This is a genomic window from Halorubrum sp. Atlit-28R (assembly GCF_003665955.1).
GTDB classification, from domain to species: Archaea; Halobacteriota; Halobacteria; order Halobacteriales; family Haloferacaceae; genus Halorubrum; species Halorubrum tropicale.
On sequence record NZ_QPLS01000002.1, the window covers coordinates 283617 to 306282 of the forward strand.

The following is a 22666-nucleotide window of genomic DNA, read 5'->3' on the forward strand; positions in this document are numbered from 1 at the left end:
TTTACACTACCGTGCGGACACCCGTCGGGCATGACGGAGACCGTACTCGTGGTGGGGGGCGGCGGGCGCGAACACGCGATCGCCCGCGCCGTGGCCGACGACTGCGCGCTGTACGCCTGCGCCGGCGTTCGGAACCCGGGGATCCGACGGTTGGCGGACGGGTTCGCGGCGATCGACGAGACCGATCCGGCCGCGGTCGCCGACTACGCGACCGAGGTCGGCGCGGACCTCGCGGTCATCGGCCCGGAGTCGGCGCTTGAGGCGGGGGTCGCGGACGCGCTCGACGACGCCGGCGTGTACGCCTTCGGCCCGCGGGCCGCCGAGGCCCGGCTGGAGACCGACAAGGCGTACCAGCGGGAGTTCATGGAGGAGCACGCGATCCCGGGCTGTCCGGACTACGCGGTGTTCGACGACACGGAGGCGGCCTGCGAGTACATCGACGAGTACGACGGCGACCTCGCGGTCAAGCCCGCCGGGCTCACCGGCGGGAAGGGCGTGAAGGTGATCGGCGACCAGGTGACGAGCGAGGAGGCAAAGGCGTACCTCCGCGACTCCGGCTACGACCGCGTGGTGCTGGAGGAGCGACTCGTCGGCGAGGAGTTCACGATCCAGGCGTTCGTCGCCGACGGCGATCTGCGGACGACGCCGGCGGTCCAAGACCACAAGCGCGCCTACGAGGGCGACGAGGGACCCAACACCGGCGGGATGGGCTCGTACTCCGATACGGGGCGCTCGCTGCCGTTCATGCGCGACGGCGACTACGAGGCCGCGGTCGACGTGTTAGCGGCGGTCGTCGACGCGCTCCCCGAGTACAAGGGCGTCCTCTACGGCCAGTTCATGCTCACGGACGCGGGCCCGAAGGTCGTCGAGTTCAACGCGCGCTTCGGCGACCCGGAGGCGATGAACACGCTGCCCGTACTCGACACGCCGTTCGTCGACGTGCTCGCCGCCGCGCGCGACGGCGAGCCGCTCCCGGAGCTCTCCTTCTCCGGCGAGGCGACCGTCTGTAAGTACGCCGTGCCGGACGGCTACCCGACCGACCCCGACGCGGGCGCCGAGATCGCGGTCGACGAGGAGCACGCGGGCGACGCGCTCCTCTACTACGCCAGCGTCGACGAGCGCGACGGGCGCCTGTACACGACCACGTCGCGGGCGTTCGCCGTCGTCGGCCGCGGCGACTCCGTCGCGGCCGCCGAGGCGCAGGCGGAGGACGCCCTGGCGGCCGCGGGCGATCGCGTCCGCATCCGTCACGACATCGGTACAGCCGATCTCGTTCAGCGCCGGATCGACCACATGGACGACCTCCGGAGCTGACCGGACGCGTTCCGACCGACGCCCCGGAGCGACCCTTTTATTCTCCCCGTCCGAACGAGCCGTCGTGACCGACGACGACGCGGCCGCGACGCGCGAGGACACCGAGCCGCCACGCGACGACCTGGACGCGAGGTCCGACGACACCGACCCGAGTCGGAGCGACCGCCTCGACCGGTTTCCGACGCCGGGAGCGCGCAACTCCCTGTGGTCGTGGCCGGACGCGAAGTCGCCGCTCGCGGTCGTGCGCAACTACGTCGTCATCGTCCTCGCGCGGATCTGTCCGAGCCTCCGGCTGAAGAACTGGCTGCTGCGGCGGATCGGCGTCACGGTCGGCGCCGGCGTCGCCTGGGGGTTGGAGTCGACGCCCGACGTGTTCTGGCCCGAGAGAATCCGCGTCGGCGACGACGCAGTCATCGGGTACGACGCCACGCTGCTGTGCCACGAGTTCCTCCACGAGGAGTACCGCCTCGGCGACGTGGTCGTCGAGGACGAGGCGATGGTCGGCGCCGGGGCGATAGTGCTGCCCGGCGTCACCGTCGGCGAGGGGGCGCGCGTCGCCGCGAACTCGCTCGTCGCCGAGGACGTGCCGCCGGGCGCGACCGTCGCGGGCGTGCCGGCGGAGGTCGTCTCGCGGGCGGAGACGGCCGCGAGCGACGACTGAGCCGACCGTCGGTTACGCCGCGTCGTCGCCCGCGTCCGCGTCGTCGCCCGCGTCCGCGTCGTCGCCCGCGTCCGCGTCGTCGCCCGCGGCGGCCGCCGTCTCCTCGGCGTCGGTGATGTGCGCCTCGGTGCTCACGCGCGCCAAGTCGACGCCGACCTCCTCGGCGACCGCGTCGAGGACGGCCCGCTGTTCGGCCATCTCGTTTTCGAGCGTCTTGACGCGCTCCGCGGTGTCTTTCACCGTCTCCTGCGTCTCGTCGACCTCGTCGCGGAGCTCGCTGATCTTCTTGTAGGTGCGCTCCGCGCGGTCCGCGAGGGTCTGGATCTTCTTTGCGGTGTCCCCGAATCCCATACCGACGGGTCGGCCCGGCGATACGTGTGCTTTTCCGTTCGACGCGACGCCCGCACCGACGGTGGACTTTTGCCCGACTCGCCCGTGGTACGGGTATGAGCGTCGACCGGATCCTGTTGACCAACGACGACGGCGTCGACGCCGCGGGACTGCGCGCGCTCCACGACGCGCTCGCGACCGAGTACGCGGTGACGGTCGTCGCGCCGGCCGACGACCAGTCGTCCGTCGGTCGCCGCCTCTCCGACGACGCCGCGGTCGACGACCACGAGCTGGGGTACGTCGTCGACGGGACCCCCGTCGACTGCGTCGTCGCCGGCCTCGACGAACTCGTCCCGGAGGCGGACGCGGTCGTCGCGGGCTGTAACGAGGGGGCGAACCTCGGCGCCTACACGCTCGGCCGGTCGGGGACCGTCTCGGCGGCCGTCGAGGCCGCGTTCTTCGACGTGCCCGCGGTCGCGACCTCGATGTACGTGCCCGGCGGCGACGACTGGTGGAAGCGGGAGTTCGCGGCCGCGGACTTCGCGCACGCGGCCCGGGCGACGCGGTACCTCGTCGACGAGGCGGTCGACGCCGGCGTGTTCGAGCGGGCTGACTACCTCAACGTGAACGCGCCCATCGCGGACGAGGACCGCGCGCCGCTCCGCGTCACGACGCCCTCGACGTGGTACGGGATGCGCGCGGAGCGGAACGGCGACGGCCGCGTCGGGTTCTCCGACCCGATCTGGGGCCGGATGAACGACGGCGACGTGCCGGACCCCGTGGGGACCGACCGGCGCGCCGTCGTCGACGGCGAGGTGTCGGTCTCGCCGCTCTCCGTGCCGCACGCCGCGGCGACGAACGCGGGCCTCGACGACCTCGCCGACGCCTACGAATCGGCGGTCCGGTCCTGACGCGCCGCCGGAACAGAGGCGCGCGAGCTATTCGCCGTCGCCGGTGCTGACGGTCACCTTCGCCTCGCTCAGCACGCGGTCGCCCATCTCGTAGCCGGGCTCGTACACCTCGTGGATCGTCCCCTCTGGGCGGTCGCTGTCGACGCGGAGCATCACCTGGTGGCGAGCCGGGTCGACCTCCTCGCCCGGCTCCGGTTCGATGGGTTCGACCCCCTCGTCGGCGAGCACGTCGTCGAACTTCTCCAGCGTCGACTCGACGCCGGGGCGGAGGTCGCTCCCCTCCTCCTGGTCGAGCGCGCGGAGGAGGTCGTTCCGGACGGGCGCGATCCGCTCGACGAGCGCCTCGGAGGCGCGCTCGCGGATCTCCTCCTGCTTCCGCTTCGCGCGCTGCTTGTAGTTGCTGAAGTCCGCCTTCACGCGGGCGAGCTTGCTCGTCAGTTCCTCGACCTCCTCGTCGCGCTCGCGCAGCGCCTCGCGGGTGTCGGCGAGGTCGGCCTCCAGCGCCGCGACCTCGCGCGCGAGCGCCTCGTCGTGCTCGGCGACGGCCGCGGCGAGCGCCTCGTCGTCGTGACGGGCGTCGCCGTCGGTCGACCCGACGGTCGCGTCCTCGGCGGTCGCCTCCGCCGTGCCGTTCGTCCGCGCCGCGTCGCCCTCGTCGTCCTCGGGTGACTCGACGTCGACGGCGTCGTCGTCGCTCATACCCGATCGAAGTCGGTCGGCGGGGATAAGCGTTCAGAAGCGCGGCGCCGCGTGCCCGAGCGTCCGGCGGCGACCTGCCGTCGGGCCGGCAGCGCCGTGGCGACGCCGTTCGTCCGGCTGAACCGGTACGGGCTCGTCGCCGCCGGGTCGGTGCCGGCGACGGTCGTTCCCGTCGTCCCGTTCGTCGCGCTCCAGCGGTACTACGGGGCGGGGGATGGTGGTCGCAGTCGCCCACTGAGCCGGCGTCGTCGTCCCGTTTTCGTCGTCAGAACGAACGCAGATCCTGTTCTCCGAGGCGCTCAGTCCTCCGGGTCCTCGCCGCGCGCCCGCTTGTACATCGCGAGGGCCTCCTCGCGGCGCTCGGAGTGGTCGACGATCGGCGGCGGGTACTCCGGCGCGGCGTTCGCGCGCTGGGTGGGCGACAGCTCGTGCCACTCGTGGATCAGGTCGGCGTCGAGCCCGCGGAGCTCCGGGACGTACTCCGTGATGTACTCCGCGTCGGGGTCGTAGCGCTCGCCCTGCGTCATCGGGTTGAAGATGCGGAAGTACGGCTGCGCGTCGGTCCCGGTCGAGGCCGCCCACTGCCACCCGCCGTTGTCGTTGGCGGTGTCGTGATCGGCCAAGCGTTCGCGGAAGTGGTCGTAGCCGTGGCGCCAGTCCGCGAGGAGGTCCTTCGTGAGGAAGGAGGAGACGATCATCCGCACCCGGTTGTGCATGAACGCCTCCTCGCGGAGCTGGCGCATCCCGGCGTCGACGATGGGGTACCCCGTCTCGCCGCGCTTCCACGCGGCGATCTCCTCGGGGTCGTCGCGCCAGTCGATCCCCTCCTCGTACTCCTTGTAGTTCTCGGAGACCACCTCCGGGTTGTGGAAGAGGACCTGCGTGTAGAACTCCCGCCACGCCAGTTGCTGTTGGAACTCCTCGACCTGCTCCGGGGCGTCCTCGGGCCGCGAGTCGGACTCCGCCTCGGCCATCGCCACCTCGGTGGCGGCGTACGCCTCGCGGACGCCGATCTCGCCGTACTTGAAGAACGCGGAGAGCCGCGAGGTCGCCTCCCGGGCCGGGTAGTCGCGCTCGGCCTCGTAGGCGAACACGGCCTCGTCGAGGAAGTCGTCGAGGCGCTCCCGGGCCGCTTCCGTCCCCGCGGGGCTGACGTCGGCGTCCGGTTCCGCGAAGCCGAGGTCCGCCGGCGTCGGGAGGTCGCCGACCGACGCGCCGAGCGTCGCCGCCTCGCCGCCGTCCGCGACCGCGCCCGACGGGTCCGTCCCGTCGACGGCGTCGGCCGCGTCGGCGAGCCGATCGGTATCGGCCAGGCCCGCCTCGGTCGGCGCCGGCGCCGGGTCCTCTTTCGCGCGGTCGGTCCACTTCTTCCAGTAGTAGCTGTACACGGAGTAGGGGTCGCCGGCGTTCGTCCGGATCGCGTCGGGGTCGTGGAGGACCGCGTCGTGGTGGGCCTCGCGCGCCACGTCGACCGCGTCGAGCGCGCGTCGCACCCCGGCGTCGCGCTCGCGGGCGAGCCCGGAGTAGTCGCGGTTCCAGACGACGCGCTCGGCGTCGAGCGCCGCCGCGAGCCGCGGGAGGACGGTCTCCGGGTCGCCGCGCGCGACGAGCAGGTCGCTCCCGCGTGCGCGGTAGTCGTCGCGCAGCGCGGCCAACCCGTCGAGCAGGCGGCGCAGGCGCACGTCGCTCGCGTGGTCGAGGACGGACGGATCGAAGACGAACACGGGCGCGGCGGGACCGCGGTCGGGGTCGTCGCCGGCCCCGCTCGCGGCCGCCAGCCCGACGTTGTCGGCGGCTCTGAGGTCCCGTCGGTGCCAGAACAGCTCCATGGGATCCACACGGGCGCGTCCACCGTGAAACCACCGGGACCGCGGCTCGGCCGGGCGGCGGGGATCGGTCAGAGTTCGAGCCGCCCCGGAACGCTTACGCGGTCGAGCAGGAAGTAGCCGACGGTGAGCGTGAGCACGAGCACGCCGAGCGCCGCGGCCGCGAGCAGCGCCTCGTTGCCGCCGCCGTAGTCCTCTAAGCGGAAGCTGATCACGCGCCGGGAGACGGCGATGATCGCGGCGCTCACGACGATGCGGAGGACCGGCTGGCCGCGCGCGTACGCCACGAGCGTCCGGTGGACCTCGACGATGATCAGGAGGAGGAGGACGCTGTCGAGGAGCGCGACCACCTCGGCCGGGTCGGTGAAGTTCCCCGCGACGAGGAGGCGGTACAGCGAGACGAACAGGTCGAACACGCCGATGAGGAACAGGAGCAGGAGGAAGTACGCCGCGCCGAGGACGAGCCACTCCATCGCCCGGGCGGCGGGGTCCGCGGCGTCGTCGAGGTCGAGCGCCATCGACGGAACGCTCGACGGCCGGAGGCAAGTCAGTTTGGGTCAGGCGTCCGCGTCGGTGCCCGTCAGCGATTCGAGCAGGCGGACGGCGGGCGCCTTCGCCAGCGGGTCGTTCCCGTTGCCGCAGTGGGGCGACTGGACGCAGGCCGGGCAGCCGCCCTCGCAGTCGCAGCTGTCGATGAGCCGCGCCGTCCGGGTCATCAGCTCCTCGATCCGGCGGTGGCCGCGGCGCGTGAGCCCGACGCCGCCCGGATAGCCGTCGTAGACGAACACGGCCGGCCCCTCGGTGTGCGGGTGGTGCGGCGTCGAGATGCCGCCGACGTCGGCGCGGTCACAGAGGAGGTGGAACGGGAACAGCGAGATGATCCCGTGTTCGGCCGCGTGGATCCCGCCGTTGAACGCGTACTCGCCGCCCGGGATCGGTTCGTCGCCGTCGCCGGGCGCCTCGCCGCCGTCGGCGCTGACCTCGGGGTCGCCCGCGTCCTCGCCGTCGAGCGCGTCGCCGAGCCGCCGCATCTCGCGCTCGAGATCCCTCGGCACCGGGAAGTACAGCGCCTTCGTCCGCAGCGTCGTCTCCGGGAGGTCGAGCGTCGACTCGCCGAGCGACTCGCCCGTGGCGGCGTCCTTCCGCACGAAGCCCGTAATCTGCTCGGTCACGGTCACGTCCGCGAAGCGGACCGGCACGTCCTCGCGCGCCGAGAGCGCGCGCTCGTCGAGGTCCTCGTTCACGACGATGTCCTTGTCCGACCGCACCTGCGTGTAGTAGTCCGCCCACGACTGCTGGAGCTCCGCCACGTCGCGGTCGAGGTCGAGGTCGACCACCTCGTAGGTGCGGCCCTGCTGGTGGTAGATGGCGCCGGGGTGGGCGTCGCGGAGCGCGTCGGCGAACCCGAGCGCGGCGACCGTCTCGCCGCTCGACCGCTCGATCAGCGATATCTCGCGCTCCTCGGCGGTGCGGAGGTTCACGGACTGCTGCGGGCTCGACTCCCCGGCGTGGACCCAGCGCGTCCCCTTGGCGGCCTCGCGCCGGTTCAGGACGCCCTCGTCGGTGAGGTCGGCCACCACGCCCGGGAACGAGTCGCCGAAGAACCGCTCGTCCCCGGGCGAGAGCCAGTTCTCGTCGGCCGCGCAGGCGACGTGGTCGGGCATGAGCTGGCCGTTCTCCGGGTCACAGATCGCGTCCTCGGGCGGCGCGTCGAAGAAGTCGCTCGGGTTCCGCATCAGGTACTGGTCGAGCTGGTCCTCGCCGCCGACCAGCACCACCAGCGCGGGGTCGTCGCCGCGGCCGGCCCGGCCCGCGCGCTGGTGGGCCGACATCCGCGTGCCGGGGTAGCCGTCGAGGACGACCGCGTCGAGCCCGCCCACGTCGACGCCGAGTTCGAGGGCGCTCGTCGACCAGACGCCCCGCAGGTCGCCGGCGTGGAGGTCGGCCTCGATCTCCCGGCGGCGGTCGTCGGTGAGCGCCGCCTGGTACGCGCCGACCTTCCCGGCGAGGTCGCGCTCGCCCCGCTCCCGGAGGTCGCTCGCGCTGTCGGTCGCGTACTGCTCGGCGGTCTGTCGCGCCCGCGTGAACGCCAGGGTCTGTGCGCCAGCCGTCACGAGGTCGACGAACAGCCGCTTCGACTCCGTGTGGCTCGACTTCCGCCGACCGCTCCCGCGCTCCTGCCAGTCGTCGTCGTACTCCGGCGGGTTCCACAGCACCCAGTCGCGCGGCCCGCGCCCGGAGGTGTCCTCGTCGACGAGGGCGATCCCCTCGGGGTCGCGGCCGGTGACCGTCGCGACGTGGTCGACGGGGTTGTTGATCGTCGCCGAGCAGCAGACGAACTGCGGCGACGAGCCGAACCGCTCGCAGGTTCGCGCGAGCCGCCGGAGGGTAAGCGCGACCTGCGAGCCGAACACGCCGCGGTAGCTGTGGACCTCGTCTATCACGACGTACTCCAGCGACGAGAAGAACCAGTCCCAGAGGCGCCCGGCGTACGGCAACAGCGCGTAGTGGAGCATGTCCGGGTTCGAGAGGAGGACGGTCGGACGGCGGTCGCGCACGTCCCGCTTCTCCGACCGCGAGAGCCGCCCGGTGTAGGAGTCGACCGAGACCCGGCTGCCGAAGCCGAGGTCGGCCGCGAGGTCCGACAGCGACTCCTCCTGGTCGGCGATCAGCGCGTTCTGCGGGCCGAGGTAGAGCGTCCGCCCGCCGTGGTCCATCGCGGCCTCGAAGGCGGGGACGGTGTACGCGAGCGACTTGCCGCTGGCCGTCTCGGTCGCGAGGACGACGTCGTCGCCGTCGCGGACCGCGCCGATCGCGTCGGCCTGGTGGCGGTAGAGCCGGTCGATCCCGCGGTCCGCGAGCGCGTCGGCGAGCCGGGGTTCGAGGTCCGCGTCGCCGAACTCGGGCTCGCGCGCCGGGAGCCGCCGGTGGTCGGCGATCTGTCCCTCGTAGAAGGGGCGGTTCCGCAGCCACTCGATGGCGTCGTCCACGGTTACGGTACTCTGGGGTCGGCGGGGCCTAACGGTTGCGGTGACGGCGGTCCGGAGGGCGGGTCGCACTGCCGCCTCGCCTCAGTCGTCGGCCGGAGAGCGTCCGGGGCCGCCGTCACGGGGAGAGAGGTCGACCGCCGGCTCGGCGGGGCCCTGACGGGCGAGCGGCGGCCAGCGGACCTCGGTCGCGATCGGTTCGTCGAGGTCGAGCTCCATCCGGAGGTCGCCGCGTCGCTCGGCGACCTCGAAGCCGACCGTGCGGTAGACGCTCCGCGCGACGCGGTTCCCGGTCTCGACGTGGAGTTCGAGCCCCTCTCGGTCGGCCGCGGCGGCGTTGGCGATCACGTGCCGACACAGCTCCGTCCCGACGCCGCGGTCCTGCGCGGCGGGGTGAACGAAGACCGCGAGCTCGGGCACCGCGGCGTCGGTCGGCGTGTACATCGCGTGGCCGAGCAGCTCGCCGTTCCGCTCCGCGACGACGTTGTTCGCCTCGCGGAGCATCGTCTCGACCCAGTCGGCGCAGCGCCGCCGGCTCACCGGCGGGAGGCCCTGCGCGCGGTGAGTGCGGTCGAACGCGTCGTACATCTCGGCGAGGAACGGCTCGTCGGCGTCCCTCGCCGGGCGGATCGTCCAGCGCGTGCCCTCCTTGTCGACGAACCGCGGACAGCGCGGGGGGCAGTGGGGCGTCCCCTCGCACTCGCTGCCGTCCCAGCCGTCGCAGACCGCGGTGGCGTCGTCGTTCATACGCGGGTATCGATCGTCTGGTAAGTTATATCGTGAGATAGGATCTCACGAGGTGGGAACGTCCGCGCGGCGCGCTCACCGCCGGAGGACGACGGTGATCGCGGTCCCGCCGGCCTCGCTCTCCCCGACGCGCAACTCGCCCCCGGAACTACGGACGATCCAGCGGACCAACCAGATCCCCATGCCGGTGCTGTGTGTGAGCTGCGTCTCGTCCGAGCGGGTCAGCACCTCCCGCTCGTGCGCCGGGAGCCCCGGGCCGTCGTCCGCCACCGTGAGGAGCGCTCTGTCCCCTTCCTCCCGAACCGCCACGCGTACCCGGGGGGACGGTCCGCAGTGCTCGACCGCGTTCTCCAGGAGGTTGTCGAGCGCGAACGGCAGCAGCTCGTGGGCGACGGCCTCGACGGCGTCCGGTCCCCCGACGCTGAACGCGGCGTCCCCGGCGGCGGTATCGAATTCCCGGACACGATCGCGGGCGAGCGCCGACAGGTCGAACGTCGTCCGGCTCGCTTCGCCGTCGGACTCCTGAAGCCGCTCGGCGCGTCTGGCCGCGTCGCTCAGGTCGACGATCTCCGCGAGCCGCCGCTCCATCGCCGCCACGTGCGGGTCGTCGTCGGGTCGCTCGGCCGCGAGCGCTTCGAGGTGACCCAACACGACGTTCACGTCGTTGCGAATGTTGTGCCGCAACACACGGTTGAGTACGGTCAGCCGCTGTTCGCGGCGCTTCCGCTCTCCGACGTCGGCCGCGACGTACGTGGCGCCGGCGAAGTCGTCGTGTCGATCGCGGAGGGGGGCCGCCCAGAACCGGATCTCCACCAGCGAGCCGTCTCGGTGTGGGTGGCGCGTTTCGACCCCCGTCAGACGCTCGCCCCGTTCGAGCCGCGAGAGGGAGTCGCCGAACGGCCCGCTCGCGTCCGCCTCCTTCGAGACGAGGCGACCGCCGAGCGCGTCCGACTCCGTCCAGCCGAACAGCCGTTCGGCGCCGTCGTTCCAGAGCTGGACCGCACCCTCTGCGTCGACGACGACGATGGCGACCGGCGCGACCTCGACGACGGAGACGAGGCGGTCGAAGAGGAACTGGATCGCGTCGGTGAGGACGACGGCACCTTCTCGGCGGCCGAGCTGCTCGTTGAGCACGGCGACGAGCTCCGTTATCAGCCGTTCAATCAGTTCGTCGCGACCCTCGGACGCGCTGGACTCGTACGCGCGTAACAGGCGCTTCCGGGCCTCGTCGTGCCCCTCGGTCTCCAACACGTCGAACAGGGCACCGACGAGCTGTTCCTCCTGTCGCCTCATTTTAGGCGAGCCTAAAACACGGCCGGGTAAGTGCGTTCCGAACTCGGCGCCGCCGCGCGAGTCACTCCCGGATCAGTACGATCCCTTCGCGGAACACCGCGTGGTTCGGGAGGACGTGCTCTTCCCCGTCCGTCTCGATGTGGGTGACGAAGAGGTCAACCTCTTGGACGACGCCGCGCTCGCCGGCGACCCGCACCTCGTCGCCGATGCCGTACGGCTGGCGGAGGAGGAGGAAGACGCCGGCCGCCGCCGAGGCGACGAGGTCCTTCGTCGCGAGCGCGGCGAACAGCACGAGCGCGAACGCGTACGCCGCGAGCAGCACGATGAGCGCGAGCGTCTGGACGCCGACCTGACCGAGCGCGATGAGCGTCGCGACGTACACGACGCTGTACTTCACGAGCGTCGGGAGCACGCCGAGCTCCGGGAGCTTGATTCCGCGGAGGCGCTCGGCGACGAGCAGCTCCGCCTTGTCGCCGACGACGATGCCGACGATGAACACGACCACCGCGACGAACAGCCGCGGGAGGAACGCGGCGACCCCCGACCAGAACTGTTCGAGGTAGTTCACGTCCGCCACCGTGAGGGCGACGATGACGGCGACGGCGACGATGAAGTAGCTGGACAGCCGCGCGAGGATCCCCACCGTCGAGGTGTCGAACTCGCGGGCGGTCCGCTCGAAGGCGGTCCCCTCGATCACCTCCGGGACGCCGGCGCGGCGGAGCAGTCGGCGGTTGACCACGCCGGTGAGGTACGCTAACACGAGCCCGAGCGCGAACACCCCGAGCGCCAGCCAGATCCGGTACGGGACTGTCGCGACGAACTCGGGGACGGAGACCTGGCCCGCTGACATCGCTTAGTACTCCTCCGGATCGATCTCCAAGACGAGTTCGCCGGCCTTGAACGCCCGGACGAGCCCGTCCGACTCGGAGAGGACGATAGCGGTCGCGTTGGTGTCGCGGGTGATCGCGCCGCCCGCCATGTGGCGCGCGCCGAGCCCCTTCGGGATGTCGACGCCCTCGGCCGCGGGTTCGAGGTATCGGTACGCCGAGACGATCTTCCCGGAGTCGGAGACGACGAACGCGCCGTCCAGCCGCGAGAACTCCTTGAGCATGACGTTCACGATGGGGTCGCCGACGTGGACGTGGCTCTTCTCGAAGGGGTTGTACGACAGCGGACGGGACTTGTTCATCACCTTCCCCGCGTCGCCGACCACGAACAGCGCGCCCACGGGCTTCCCCTTCTGCCCCTTCTGTCCGAGTTCGATCGCGACCTCGAACACGTCGCGGATGACGCTCGGCTCGGCCCGGGAGTTGGCGAACAGGTCGTAGATGCCGGTGTGGATCCCCTCGTCGACGGTGACGCGGACGACCGCGTCCGAGCCGCCGTCGAACACCGACGCGACGCAGGCCACCTCGTCGCCCTCCGCGAGGAGGTCTGCGTCCATGGCGCCCTCGATGCCGAACCCGATCCGGTCTTTGACGTTGTCGAAGGGGAGCGGCAGCTCGACGAACGTCTCGGCGTCGACATCGTTGTCGGGCGCGACGACGACGACCTCGACCTCGGCGTCAGCGAATCGCTCGTAGAAGGAACTCGTCGGCGAGAACAGCAACGCGGCGTCGACGTCCGCGACGAGGTCCGCCAGGTGGTCGGTGAGCGAGGCCATTACCGCACGTGACTCCCGGAGTCCGTATAGTCGTTGCGTCGTGCGCGCGTCTGACGCCGAGGCGCGGCCGACGTGTTGCTCGCCGCGGAAGGTCGGACGACCGTCGGTCGGGCTAATCGCCGGCGGCCGACGTCCGCCTCTCGCCGGTCGCCGTCCGATCGTCGCGGATCAGGTCCGCCGCCCGCTCGGCGAGGGCGATCGTCGGGGCGTTCGTGTTGCCGCCGACGATCGCGGGCATCACGCTCGCGTCAACGACGGGGCGCCCGTCGACCCCGTGGACCCGGAACTCGTCGTCCACGACCGCCGCCTCGTCGTCACCCATCTTACACGTCCGGACGGGGTGATACACGGTGTGACACGTCCCCCGGACGTGGCGGGCGATTTCCTCGTCGGTCTCAACGTCCTCGCCGGGCCACCGCTCGCGGCCGACGTACCCCGAGAGGGCGTCCTGCCGAGCGATGTCGCGGGCCCGCCTGACCCCCTCGACGAGCGCGTCGAGGTCCGCGCGCTCGTCCAGGTAGTTCGGGTCGATCGCGGGGTCGGCGAACGGGTCGTCCAGGTCACGGCGAATACGACGTGACAGGACGAAGTCGACGCCGACGGGGGCGCGCGCTAGTGCGTCGTCCACCCGCCGTCGATCGAGAGGTTGACTCCGGTGATGTACGAGGCCTTGTCTGAAACGAGGAACGCCGCCGGTTCGGCGATCTCTTCCGGTTCGGCGATTCGGCCGATCGGCGTCTGGCTGAGGACGAACTCGTAGAAGGAGTCGTCGTTAAGCTCGGACTCGGTCATCTCGGTCTCGACAAAGCCGGGACAGATGCTGTTCACCCGGACGCCGGCGTCGGCGTAATCGACGGCCGTCGTTCGTGTGAAGTTGACGACGGCGCCCTTCGCGGTTGCGTACGCGGCCGTCTGGGGCCCCCCGACCAGCCCGAACACGGACGCGACGTTGAGGACCGCCCCCGAGGACTCGCGCAGGGACGGCATGGCCGCTCGCGTCCCGTAGACGACGCCGTTGAGGTTGATCTCTAACAGCCTGTGCCAGTCGTCGAGCGTCGTCTCCTCGACCGTTCCGGTGAGCCCGATCCCGGCGTTGTTCACGAGGATGTCCAGTCCGCCGTGTTCGTCGACCGTCCGTTCGACCAGCGATTCGACGGACTCGTACGACGAGACGTCGCACTGAACGAACGAACAGCCGAGCTCTTCGGCGGTCTCTCGGCCCGTCTCCTCGGTCCGGTTCGCGATCACGACCGACGCCCCTCGGTCGACGAACTCCGCAGCGATGGCCTTTCCGATGCCGGCCGAGCCGCCGGTGACGATCGCCGTCTTTCCGTCGAGCATATTTACTCGTTTGTGTGTATATTTTGTATTTCTTTCGGAATATTTATACTAATATGCGCTTCCCTCGTTTCGTTCCGCCGGGAATCCGCGGTGGATTGAGGACCGAGACGACCGAACTCGTCGCTTCAGACGCACGCTAACTACCGCGGACGAAGCGCGAGCGACCGGAGAAGGGCGGCGCCTGACGCGTCCGAGCGGGCCGCGGTGGCACCGGCGCGCGCCGGGCGCCGTCCGACGCCGTTATGCCACCCCGCCAGAGTCGTTACCCGTGAACATCGACACCGTCCGAGACGCGTGGACGGACCGGGCGGGAGAGTACTCGCCGACGTACTACGCCCACCGCGGGCCGAACGAGACGAGCGAGCGGATCCGCGAGGCGCTGACCGCGCACCTCGACCGCGAGGCGGCCGTCCTCGAACTGGGCTGCGGGTCGGGCCGCCACCTCGGTCACCTCGCGGCCCACGGCTTCGACGACCTCTCGGGCGTCGACATCAACGCCGACGCGTTCGACGTGATGCGGGAGGCCTACCCCGACCTGGCCGCCGACGGGACGTTCTACTGCGGCGCGATAGAGAACCTCGTCGGCGAGTTCGGGGACGGGGCGTTCGACGCCGTGTACTCGGTCGAGACGCTCCAACACCTTCACCCCGACGTCGACAGGGTCTTCGAGGAGATCGCGCGGATCACCGATGAGGTCCTCGTCACGGCCGAGATCGAGGAGCCGGCGGGGGAGACGGAGGCGACCGATCCGGACGTGAACTACGTCGACGACGAGACGCCGCTGTACTACCGGGACTGGGGCGAGGTGTTCACCTCGCTGGGACTCGTCGAGGTCGACGCGGTCCGCGGCGACAGGGACACCGCGCGGACCTTCCGCGTGACCGACTGACGGGCGCCCTCGCGGGGTCGGGAACCCCGGCGGCGACCCCGCATCCCGCGCGACTTTTACCAGCGAGCCGACTACCACGACCACATGGCGACTCGCGAGGCCCTCTGGGGGTACCGGAACCGGTTCGGCGACGCCTTCGGGCGCACCTACTTCCGCCGCTTCGGCCCCGGCGTCGTCTCCAGCCTCGGGATCGGGACGTACCTCGGCGAGCCGACGCCCGCGGTCGACGACGCCGCCCGCGAGTCGATCGGACTGGCGCTCCGCTCGGGGGTGAACCACGTCGACACCGCGGCCAACTACCGCTGCGGCCGCGCCGAGCGCGTCGTCGGCGAGGCCCTCACCGAGGCGCCCGTCGACCGCGAGTCGGTCGTCGTCGCGACGAAGGGCGGCTTCCTCCCGTTCGACGGCGAGCGCCCCGCGGACCCGAGCGCCTACGTCCGCGAGCGCTTCGTCGAGCCGGGGATCGTCGACCCGGGCGACCTCGCGAACGGCGCCCACGCGATGACGCCGGCGTACCTGGAGTGGTCGCTGGACCGCTCGCTCGACCGGCTCGGCCTCGACTCCGTCGACTGCTTCTACGTCCACAACCCCGAGACCCAGCTCGCCGTGCGCTCGCGGTCCGAGGTGTACGACGCGCTCGAAGCCGCCTTCGAGGCCCTCGAACGCCGGCGCGCCGCGGGCGACGTCGGCGCCTACGGCGTCGCGTCGTGGAGCGCCTTCCGCGTGCCGCAGGGGGCCGACGGCTACCTCTCGCTCGCCGAGGTGCTCGCCCGCGCCGAGGCCGCCGGCGAGGCGGTCGGCCCAGACGACGACCACGGGTTCGCGGCGGTCCAGCTGCCGTTCAACGTCGCGATGGCCGACGCGTTCACCCGGCGGAACCAGCCCGCGCCGCCCGGCGCCGACGCCGACGGGCCCGTCTCGACGCTCACGTTCGCTCACGAGGCCGGGCTCTCGGTGGTGACGAGCGCGAGTCTCGGGCAGGGCGACCTGGCTGTCGAGGGCGCGATCCCCGCGGACGTGGACGCGACGCTCGCGGGGGAGACCCCGGCCCAGCGCGCGCTCAACTTCGCGCGGAGCGCCCCCGGCGTCACCGCGTCGCTCGTCGGCACGACCGACCCCGAGCACGTCCGCGAGAACGTCGCGGCCGGCACGTTCGACCCGCTCGGCGCGTCGGCGTTCGACGCGGTCTTCGAGTGAGTCGGCCGCGGCGCGAGAGGGGAGAGCACCGTCGGGCGAACGCCACAAAACGTTTGTCCGGACCGGTTCAACCGGGGCGTATGTCCCCCACGCGACGTGCCCTCCTGGATAGCGCCGCCCTCGGCGCGGTCGGCGCGCTCGCCGGCTGCTTCGGTGACGACCCGGCCGACGGCTCCGGCCCCGTCGCCAGGTCGTCGGCAGTCTCCGGAACCGACACGGACCCGACGGTGGTGAAACCGCGGAACCCCGACGGCGATCGCGTCCTCGTCGACGGGAGCGAGGCGACCGACGACGGGGAGCCGGTCTCCGTCGGGCGCGAGCTCGTCACGACCGCCGACCGCGCGGCCGAGCTGCTGCCCGCCGAGGGCGTCGCCGAGGAGGACCGGCGCCGAGTCCGCGAGTTCTTCGACGAGACGGACTACGACGCGGAGACGGTGTACGTCTCGCCGGCCGGAATCCTGTCCTGCCAGCGGCTCGAGATCGACTCGGTGTCGTGGCGGCCCGGGCGCGTCGAGTACGAGTACTGCCGCGAGCTCAGGCCGCCCGACGCGGCGTGCGAGGCCGACACCAGGGTCGCGATGGCGCTGCTCTTCCGGCTACCGGTCGCGCTGGACGAGCGGATCGGCGGCTCCGGCTCCAGCGGGCGGTCGCCGTGCCGGACGACGAACACCGAGTACTCGGTGATCGACGGGAACGCGACCGTGCCCGGCAACGCCACGGCGACCAACGAGTGGGGTGACTTCTGATGTCTCGGAGGCTCACGCGACGCGACGCGCTCGCCGCGGCGGGCGCCGTCGCGCTCGGTTCGCTCGCCGGCTGTTCCGGTCGGGGAGGCGACCCGCGTTTCTGGGACGACCCGCCGTCGCTCGACATCGAGCGCGTCCCGACCTCGTTCGACGAGCCCGTCCCGGAGCGCCCCCGGCTCGTTCCCGTCGACGTCGAGCCCGAGGTCGCGGCCGCCTTCGCGGACCGGGTCGACCGGCTGCTCAGTCCGATCCCGGAGCCGCTGACGGCGGAGACGCTCCCGAACGGCGAGTTCCGCGAGCAGATCGAGACCGAGCGGACGGCGGCCCGCGAGGCGCTGCCGGGCGGACCGGCGTCGCTGACGCCGCTGGGGGCGGCCGAGCGGTACGCAACGGCGCGCGAGCACGCCGCGACAGCCGTCGGCACGTGGGCGGCCGTGACCGTCGAGGGCGACCCGACCGCGGTGGCCCCGGATCTCGGAACGGTGCGCCGCCGAGCGTCCGAGACGTTGCGGGAACTCCCCGGTCCGGCGGCGGACCCGCTCGCGGCCGTCGCGGTGTACGGGCCGATGGAGCGGTGGTGCGATGTGGCGCGCCGACGGACGCTCGTCGGCGGCGGCGTGGGGCCCGCGGACCGGGCGAACCCGCTTCGGACGGGAGACGCGATCGGCGAGATCGAGCGCGTCCAGTCGCACGTCGAGGCGGGCCGGTACCTGCGCGACCGGTACGCGGCGTCGCTCGGCGATCCGGCGTCCGTGGCCGAGCCGCTCCGCCGCGAGATGAACCGGATCGGCCGCGCGGTCGGCGACCGTCTCCGCGAGCTCCACGGCGAGGGCGTCGAGGACCTCCGACACAGCCCGGGCACCGAGGCGTTCGTCGACGAGCGTGCGGTCGAACGCGGCGCGCCGAGCGACGCCCTGCTGTCGAGCGCCGTCTACCGGAGCTTCGACGGCATGTGGTTCGACCCGGTCGCGTTCGGCGACTACGAGCCCGACAACCCGGCGACGGGGCTGACCCGAACGGCGCTCGCGTGGACGCGGCTCCGTGCGCTCGACGCCGTGGCGTCGCGGGTCGAGGAGGGGGACGCGATGTTCCCCGACGACCCGGCGGCGATCGGCGACGCGCGCGAGGGGGCCGTCGAGTCGGCGTCGTCGCTCGCCGGGAGCGAGAACCCGCTCGCTCGGTGGCTGGCGGCCGAGTTCCTCGCGCTGTTCGACGAGCCCGACGGCGCCCTCGCGGCGGCCGACCGGACCGCCAGGTCGACGGTCGAGGCGTACACGCGATACCGGTGGATCGAGATCGTGACCGACGAGGCGCTGGCGGTGACGGCGTCGGTCGCGGACTCGTTCGGCTCCTGAACGACGGCGGGCGAGGAGAGGGCGATGGTGAAGGCGCTGACTCGGGCGGCGGGTCGACGTCTCGGGCGCGCGGCGACCTCAGCGGAGTTCCTTGTACCGCGTGCCGCACTCCGGGCAGATCCGGACCGAGAACACCTCGTCGGGATCGTTCTCCTTCTTCAGGACCTGGTCGCAGTCGGCGCAGTTGAGCCGCTCGTAGGTGTCCTTGACGAGGTCCCCGTCGCGGAGCCCCTTACGCGTGGATTTCATACCCGGGGTTTGTCGCCGGGGCGCATAAAAACCCTGTACGACGTCGGTCTGACGACCTCGGCGAAACCGCGGGCGGGCGGAACGGTGCGGGCTCCCCCGTCGAGATCGAACGCTCGCGGTGCCCGACCGGGCGCTTTCGCAACCCTTGTGTCCGGGCGCGCGGAATCGCCGCCGTGTCACGGACCAGGCTGTTCGGCTCGCTCTGCGCGCTGGTCTTCCTCGTCAACTTCGCCCGGGTCGTGTTCGCACCGCTCGTGGGCGAGTTCATCGACGCGTTCGGGATCCGCGAGGGGACCGCCGGGCTCATCGTCACGCTCGCGTGGCTCGGCTCGGCCGCCCCGCGGCTCCCCGCGGGCTGGGCGCTCACCCGGTTCGCGCGGCGCAGCGTCATCGTCGTCTCCGGCGCGATGCTGACCGCCGGGGCGCTCGGCGTCGCGCTCGCGCCGGGCGTCCTCGCGCTCATGGTCGCCGCCTTCGCGGTGGGCCTGGCCTCCGGGGTCTACTTCGTCGCCGCCAACCCGTTCATCTCTGAGCTGTTCCCGCAGCGCGTGGGCCGCGTGATGGGCGTCCACGGCATGGCCAGCCAGCTCTCCGCGGTCATCGCCGCGCCCGCCGTCACCGTCGCGCTGTGGTACGACTGGCGCTACGCCTTCTACGCGCTCGCGCTCGCCGCGGCCGTCAGCACGCTGCTGTTCGTCGCGCTCGCGAAGCGGACCGACCTCCCGGACGCGGGCGCCGGGGACACCGACTTCCTCGCGGCGGCCCGCGGCGAGTGGAAGCTGATCGTCGCGGGCGTCGTGCTGATGGGCCTCACGAGCTTCGTGTGGCAGGGCCTGTTCAACTTCTACGAGCTGTACATGATAGACAAGGGGCTCCCCCGGGCGACGGCCCGGAACCTCCTGACCGTCATCTTCGCCGCCGGCGTCCCCGCCTTCCTCGTCTCGGGCGACCTCGCGGACCGGCTCCCGCACGTCCCCTACCTGCTCGGCATCGTCGCCTCGTTCGTGGGGGGCGTCGTCCTCGTCGTCGTCGCCGAGGGGCTGGCGGCGGTGATCGCCGCGAGCGTCGTAGTCGGGTTCGCCATCCACATGCTGTTCCCGGCCGGGGACACGTACCTGCTGGCGTCGCTGCCGGACGAGTCGCGCGCGTCGGCGTACGCGATGTTCTCGGCCGGGATGATGTCCACGCAGGCGGCGGGCTCGTGGGTCGTCGGCGAGGCCGTCGAGGCGGGCGCGGGCTACGACGCCGTCTTCCTCGCGCTCGCCGGCGGGCTGGCGCTCCTCGTCGCCGGGTACGCGGTCCTCTACCGCCTCGGGCGCGTCCCGGGCGGAGCGGCGGGTTCGACGCGGGCGGCCTGACGCGACGGCGCGGCGCCGCCGGCGACGGGACCGGAGCGCGGAGCCCGTTCGGACGCTTCGAACGGGTCGGGGGTACCGCACCTGTTTTGAGCGTCGCTCCCGTGTGATCGGTAAATGGAGTACGTTCAGGAGCGCGTGACGACCCTCCACGCGTTGACCGACCACCGGCCCGACGCCCCGACGGACCGCGCGGCGGTCGTCGTGCCGATGACCGAGCGCGAGTACGGGACGCTCGCGGCCGAGCGCGTGCTGTCCACGCTGGAGACGGTCGACCCCGCCCGGGTCATCGTCCCGCTGCGGGCGTCGGCCGACCGCGCCGGCCCGTTCGCCGACTGGCTCGACGGGTTCGACATCGACGTGGAGACGCTGTGGTGCGACGGCCCAAAACTCGCCTCGCTGCTGGAGGCGCGCGGGCTCGACGGCGACCGCGGCAAGGGCCGCGACGTGTGGCTCGCCCTCGGCCGCGCGCTCGACGAGGAGTTCGTCGTCGTCCACGACGCCGACACCAAGACCTACTCGCCCGCGTTCGTCAACCGACTGCTGTTCCCGCTCGGGCGCGGCTACGCCTTCTCGAAGGGGTACTACGCCCGCGTCGAGGACGGCTCGCTGTACGGGCGGCTGTTCAGGCTGTTCTTCCGGCCGCTGGTCCGGGCGCTCGGTGACGCCGCGCCCGGGCGAGAGCCGGCGGTCCTGGAGTACCTCTCGGCGTTCCGCTACGCGCTCGCCGGGGAGTTCGCGGCGACGAGCGACCTCGTCTCGCGGCTCCGCGTCCAGCGCGGCTGGGGGCTCGAGGTCGGGACGCTCGGGGAGGCGTTCGACCACGCCGGCTTCGCGGACAGCGCGCAGGTCGACCTCGGCCGCTACGAGCACGACCACCGCTCCGTCGAGGGCCCGACCGGGCTCGCGGACATGAGCCGCGCGGTCGGCGCGGCGACGCTGCGCGCGGTCGAGGACGCGGGCGTGGACGTCGACTACGAGGGCCTCGCCGACCGGTACCGCGACGCGGCGGCGACGCTGGTCGACGGCTACGCCGCCGACGCCGCGTTCAACGGCCTCTCGTACGACGCCGACGACGAGCGCTCGCAGGTGGCGACCTACGCCGAGGCCCTCGGCGAGCCCGGCCCCGACACGCGGCTCCCCGCGTGGCAGGACGCGCCGGTCGACCCCGACGAGGTCCGAGAGGCCGCCGAGGCGGACCTGGTGGCCGTCCGCGGCGACGGCTCGGAGGGCAGCGGGAGCGACGCCGTCGGCGGCTCGGCGACCGACGACGGACACGCGGAGCCCGCGCCGGGGGAGGACTGACGATGGCGGGCGCGAGCGGGCCGAGCGTCGCCGCGCGCGACGACCTCGCGGGCGTCGTCGACCTGTTTGGCTGGCTCACCCGGGCGGAGCTGTCGCGGGCGCTCTCCGAGCTGGCGTTCAAACAGCGGGCCGAGGTCGACGAGGCCGCCATCGACGCCGCAATCGACCTCGCGGTGGCCGAGTACGCGCTCGTGCCGGCGCCGTCGGCCGCCCTTTCGAGCGCAGGCTCCGAGTCGGCGTCCGAACGGGAGACCGCGCTCGCGGTCGGTCCCGCCGCGTTCCCGACGCTTCCGGCGGGCGCCGAGGACCTCCCGCACATCCTCGAAATCCCGGATCGGGAGGTCGACCGCGAGGCACTCTCAGACGCCGTCCTCGAACGGCTCCGCGAGGAGGCGGTGGCGGCGATAGGCGACAGCGACGACGAGCGGCTGGAGACGCTCGCGGACGTGACCTACGACGTCGAGGCGTGGGCGCCGGTCGACGTCGACCCCGTTCGGACGCGGATCCTCGCCGAGGTCGACGAGGCGTAAGTCGGCGGGCGCCGCGGTCGCCGCGCACGCCTCAGCCGGAGAACTCTGACTCGCTCACGCGGACGACGACGGTCTCCTCGACGTCGCGCAGGTCGTACTCCGGCGTCTCGCCCTGTCGCCGGCGGACGAACAGCGGCTCGACCGGGCGCCCGTCGACGAGCCCGAACACCTTCAGTCGCTGGTCGGTCTCCTCGGGCGGCACCTCGCCGTCGCGGACCTCGCGGGCGAGGTCGCGGGAGAGCCACTCGTCGGTCGCGACGGACGGCTCCAGGACGAGCGCCTCCGCGACGAAGCGGGCGAGGTACCAGTCGAGGTCGTTGAGGAGGGAGACGGCGGCGCCGAGGCTCACGGTGTCGACGGCGACGCTGTTCTCGAAGGGCTCCTCGATGTCGTAGGTGGCGAGCGCGTCGCGAGCCGTCTCGCGGGAGAGCAGCTCGTAGGAGAGCTCCACGTCGGGGTCGCCGAGGAGACACACCCGCGTCATGCCCGGGGTTCGGACCGGGCGGCGCAAATCCGTTGCGGTCGCCGACGCTACCAGGGGACCCGCTCGCGGTCCTTCCAGAGGTGCCCCGCGGGGCTCCCCGGCGCGAACCGCGCGAGCCAGACCGGCGTTTCGGCGCCCTTCGACGGGGTTCTCGGGGCCTCGTCGCCGCCCATGTCCGTCCGGACCCACCCCGGCGAGACGGCGTTCGCGATGAGGCCCCGATCGCCGTACTCCCCGTCGAGGTACGCGGTCAGCCCGCCGACGCCGACCTTCGAGAGCCGGTAGGCCGGGTAGCCGCCGCCCATCTGCCCCTCGGTGAACTGCCCCAGCTCCGACGAGAGACTCACGACGCGACCGCCGGTTCCCTCCAACAGCAGCGGCAGCGCGTGCTTTGTCAGGACGACCGGGCCGCGGAGGTTGACGGCCGTCGTGCGGTCGAAGTCCGAGACGTCCATCTCGTGGAGCGGTCCGGAGCGGGCGAACACGCCCGCGTTGTTCACGAGGACGTCGAGCGATCCCGCCTCGCGCTCGATCCGGTCGACCGCGGCGCTGACCTCGTCGTCGTCGGTCACGTCCAGCCGGACCGCGCGCTGGTCCGCCGCGGTCACGTCGTCGGGGTCGCGTGCGCCGGCGTAGACGGTCGCGCCCAGGTCCGCCAGTTCCGCGGCGATCTCGGCGCCGATCCCGCGCGTCGCGCCCGTGACGAGGGCCACGTCGTCGGTCAGGTCGGCCTTGAGGTCGACGTCGGTAGGGGTGTCGGCCATAGCGATCGCTACGGCGCCGC

Annotated in this window: 23 protein-coding genes and 1 pseudogene; 10 read left to right on the forward strand and 14 right to left on the reverse strand. The window is 72.3% G+C overall.

Annotation, left to right across the window (positions count from 1 at the left end):
* Positions 1-30 precede the first annotated feature (30 nt).
* Together purD and DVK06_RS04945 are read left to right on the forward strand one after the other, a co-directional pair.
* Positions 31-1314 (forward strand): phosphoribosylamine--glycine ligase, encoded by a 1284-nt coding sequence (purD, locus tag DVK06_RS04940; RefSeq protein ID WP_121599514.1) that lies wholly within the window; start codon positions 31-33, stop codon positions 1312-1314.
* A 64-nt stretch (positions 1315-1378) separates the two neighbouring features.
* The gene (locus tag DVK06_RS04945) at positions 1379-1975 is read left to right on the forward strand and encodes an acyltransferase (protein WP_394324735.1); all 597 of its coding nucleotides are present in this window, start codon (positions 1379-1381) and stop codon (positions 1973-1975) included.
* A 12-nt stretch (positions 1976-1987) separates the two neighbouring features.
* Here the strand turns inward: DVK06_RS04945 and DVK06_RS04950 are convergent, their stop codons facing one another.
* A complete protein-coding gene (locus DVK06_RS04950; RefSeq protein WP_121599515.1) occupies positions 1988-2326 on the reverse strand; it encodes a DUF5798 family protein in 339 nt (112 codons plus the stop codon).
* 95 nt (positions 2327-2421) lie between these two features.
* Between DVK06_RS04950 and surE the strand changes: the two genes are divergently transcribed.
* Positions 2422-3216 carry a 5'/3'-nucleotidase SurE gene (gene surE / locus DVK06_RS04955; protein ID WP_053771385.1) on the forward strand — a complete coding sequence of 265 codons (795 nt, stop codon included), beginning with the start codon at positions 2422-2424 and terminating at the stop codon, positions 3214-3216.
* 27 nt (positions 3217-3243) lie between these two features.
* Here the strand turns inward: surE and DVK06_RS04960 are convergent, their stop codons facing one another.
* From DVK06_RS04960 to DVK06_RS05005, 10 genes and pseudogenes are all read right to left on the reverse strand, one after another.
* A complete protein-coding gene (locus DVK06_RS04960) occupies positions 3244-3915 on the reverse strand; it encodes a nucleotide exchange factor GrpE (protein WP_121599516.1) in 672 nt (223 codons plus the stop codon).
* A gap of 299 nt (positions 3916-4214) precedes the next feature.
* A complete protein-coding gene (locus DVK06_RS04965; RefSeq protein ID WP_121599517.1) occupies positions 4215-5744 on the reverse strand; it encodes a deoxyribodipyrimidine photo-lyase in 1530 nt (509 codons plus the stop codon).
* 68 nt (positions 5745-5812) lie between these two features.
* On the reverse strand, positions 5813-6259 hold the full coding sequence (locus DVK06_RS04970; RefSeq protein ID WP_121599518.1) for a phosphate-starvation-inducible PsiE family protein: 447 nt from the start codon (positions 6257-6259) through the stop codon (positions 5813-5815).
* A gap of 39 nt (positions 6260-6298) precedes the next feature.
* The gene (locus tag DVK06_RS04975) at positions 6299-8731 is read right to left on the reverse strand and encodes a DEAD/DEAH box helicase (RefSeq protein ID WP_121599519.1); all 2433 of its coding nucleotides are present in this window, start codon (positions 8729-8731) and stop codon (positions 6299-6301) included.
* 81 nt (positions 8732-8812) lie between these two features.
* On the reverse strand, positions 8813-9475 hold the full coding sequence (locus DVK06_RS04980; RefSeq protein WP_121599520.1) for a GNAT family N-acetyltransferase: 663 nt from the start codon (positions 9473-9475) through the stop codon (positions 8813-8815).
* A gap of 75 nt (positions 9476-9550) precedes the next feature.
* Complete coding sequence (locus DVK06_RS04985; protein ID WP_121599521.1) at positions 9551-10768, reverse strand: sensor histidine kinase; 1218 nt, start codon at positions 10766-10768, stop codon at positions 9551-9553.
* A 61-nt stretch (positions 10769-10829) separates the two neighbouring features.
* Positions 10830-11618 (reverse strand): mechanosensitive ion channel domain-containing protein, encoded by a 789-nt coding sequence (locus DVK06_RS04990; RefSeq protein WP_121599522.1) that lies wholly within the window; start codon positions 11616-11618, stop codon positions 10830-10832.
* A 3-nt stretch (positions 11619-11621) separates the two neighbouring features.
* Positions 11622-12431, reverse strand: a complete 810-nt coding sequence (gene dacZ / locus DVK06_RS04995) for a diadenylate cyclase DacZ (protein WP_053771393.1) — start codon at positions 12429-12431, stop codon at positions 11622-11624.
* A 112-nt stretch (positions 12432-12543) separates the two neighbouring features.
* Positions 12544-13005, reverse strand: a pseudogene (locus tag DVK06_RS05000) (GMC oxidoreductase); the annotation flags it as partial.
* 38 nt (positions 13006-13043) lie between these two features.
* Positions 13044-13772: an SDR family NAD(P)-dependent oxidoreductase gene (locus DVK06_RS05005; RefSeq protein WP_053771395.1), complete on the reverse strand. Its 729-nt coding sequence runs from the start codon at positions 13770-13772 to the stop codon at positions 13044-13046.
* A 268-nt stretch (positions 13773-14040) separates the two neighbouring features.
* Here DVK06_RS05005 and DVK06_RS05010 point away from each other — a divergent pair, with 268 nt between their 5' ends.
* The 4 genes from DVK06_RS05010 (at position 14041) to DVK06_RS05025 (ending at position 17959) form a co-directional block, all read left to right on the forward strand.
* Entirely contained in the window at positions 14041-14661 is a 621-nt protein-coding gene (locus DVK06_RS05010) for a bifunctional 2-polyprenyl-6-hydroxyphenol methylase/3-demethylubiquinol 3-O-methyltransferase UbiG (RefSeq protein WP_121599523.1), read from the forward strand.
* Between the two features lie 84 nt (positions 14662-14745).
* Positions 14746-15858, forward strand: coding sequence for an aldo/keto reductase (locus tag DVK06_RS05015; protein ID WP_053771397.1), 1113 nt, complete (start codon positions 14746-14748; stop codon positions 15856-15858).
* Positions 15859-15938: 80 nt separating this feature from the next.
* On the forward strand, positions 15939-16604 hold the full coding sequence (locus tag DVK06_RS05020; protein ID WP_121599524.1) for a hypothetical protein: 666 nt from the start codon (positions 15939-15941) through the stop codon (positions 16602-16604).
* Positions 16604-17959, forward strand: a complete 1356-nt coding sequence (locus DVK06_RS05025) for a hypothetical protein (RefSeq protein ID WP_121599525.1) — start codon at positions 16604-16606, stop codon at positions 17957-17959. The genes DVK06_RS05020 and DVK06_RS05025 overlap by 1 nt, the downstream gene beginning before the upstream one ends.
* Positions 17960-18037: 78 nt before the next feature.
* On the opposite strand, the gene DVK06_RS18895 is transcribed toward DVK06_RS05025, so the two are convergent.
* Positions 18038-18208: an HVO_0758 family zinc finger protein gene (locus DVK06_RS18895; protein ID WP_167551897.1), complete on the reverse strand. Its 171-nt coding sequence runs from the start codon at positions 18206-18208 to the stop codon at positions 18038-18040.
* Between the two features lie 173 nt (positions 18209-18381).
* Between DVK06_RS18895 and DVK06_RS05030 the strand changes: the two genes are divergently transcribed.
* The 3 genes from DVK06_RS05030 to DVK06_RS05040 all read left to right on the forward strand — a co-directional run bounded on the left by DVK06_RS05030 (position 18382) and on the right by DVK06_RS05040 (position 21398).
* Positions 18382-19566: an MFS transporter gene (locus tag DVK06_RS05030; protein WP_121599526.1), complete on the forward strand. Its 1185-nt coding sequence runs from the start codon at positions 18382-18384 to the stop codon at positions 19564-19566.
* A 114-nt stretch (positions 19567-19680) separates the two neighbouring features.
* A complete protein-coding gene (locus DVK06_RS05035; protein ID WP_121599527.1) occupies positions 19681-20868 on the forward strand; it encodes a glycosyl transferase family 2 in 1188 nt (395 codons plus the stop codon).
* A 2-nt stretch (positions 20869-20870) separates the two neighbouring features.
* Positions 20871-21398 (forward strand): hypothetical protein, encoded by a 528-nt coding sequence (locus DVK06_RS05040; RefSeq protein ID WP_121599528.1) that lies wholly within the window; start codon positions 20871-20873, stop codon positions 21396-21398.
* A 31-nt stretch (positions 21399-21429) separates the two neighbouring features.
* Here the strand turns inward: DVK06_RS05040 and DVK06_RS05045 are convergent, their stop codons facing one another.
* Together DVK06_RS05045 and DVK06_RS05050 are read right to left on the reverse strand one after the other, a co-directional pair.
* Entirely contained in the window at positions 21430-21882 is a 453-nt protein-coding gene (locus tag DVK06_RS05045) for a DUF5804 family protein (RefSeq protein WP_053771403.1), read from the reverse strand.
* 47 nt (positions 21883-21929) lie between these two features.
* Positions 21930-22646, reverse strand: a complete 717-nt coding sequence (locus DVK06_RS05050; RefSeq protein WP_121599529.1) for an SDR family NAD(P)-dependent oxidoreductase — start codon at positions 22644-22646, stop codon at positions 21930-21932.
* Positions 22647-22666: the final 20 nt, after the last annotated feature.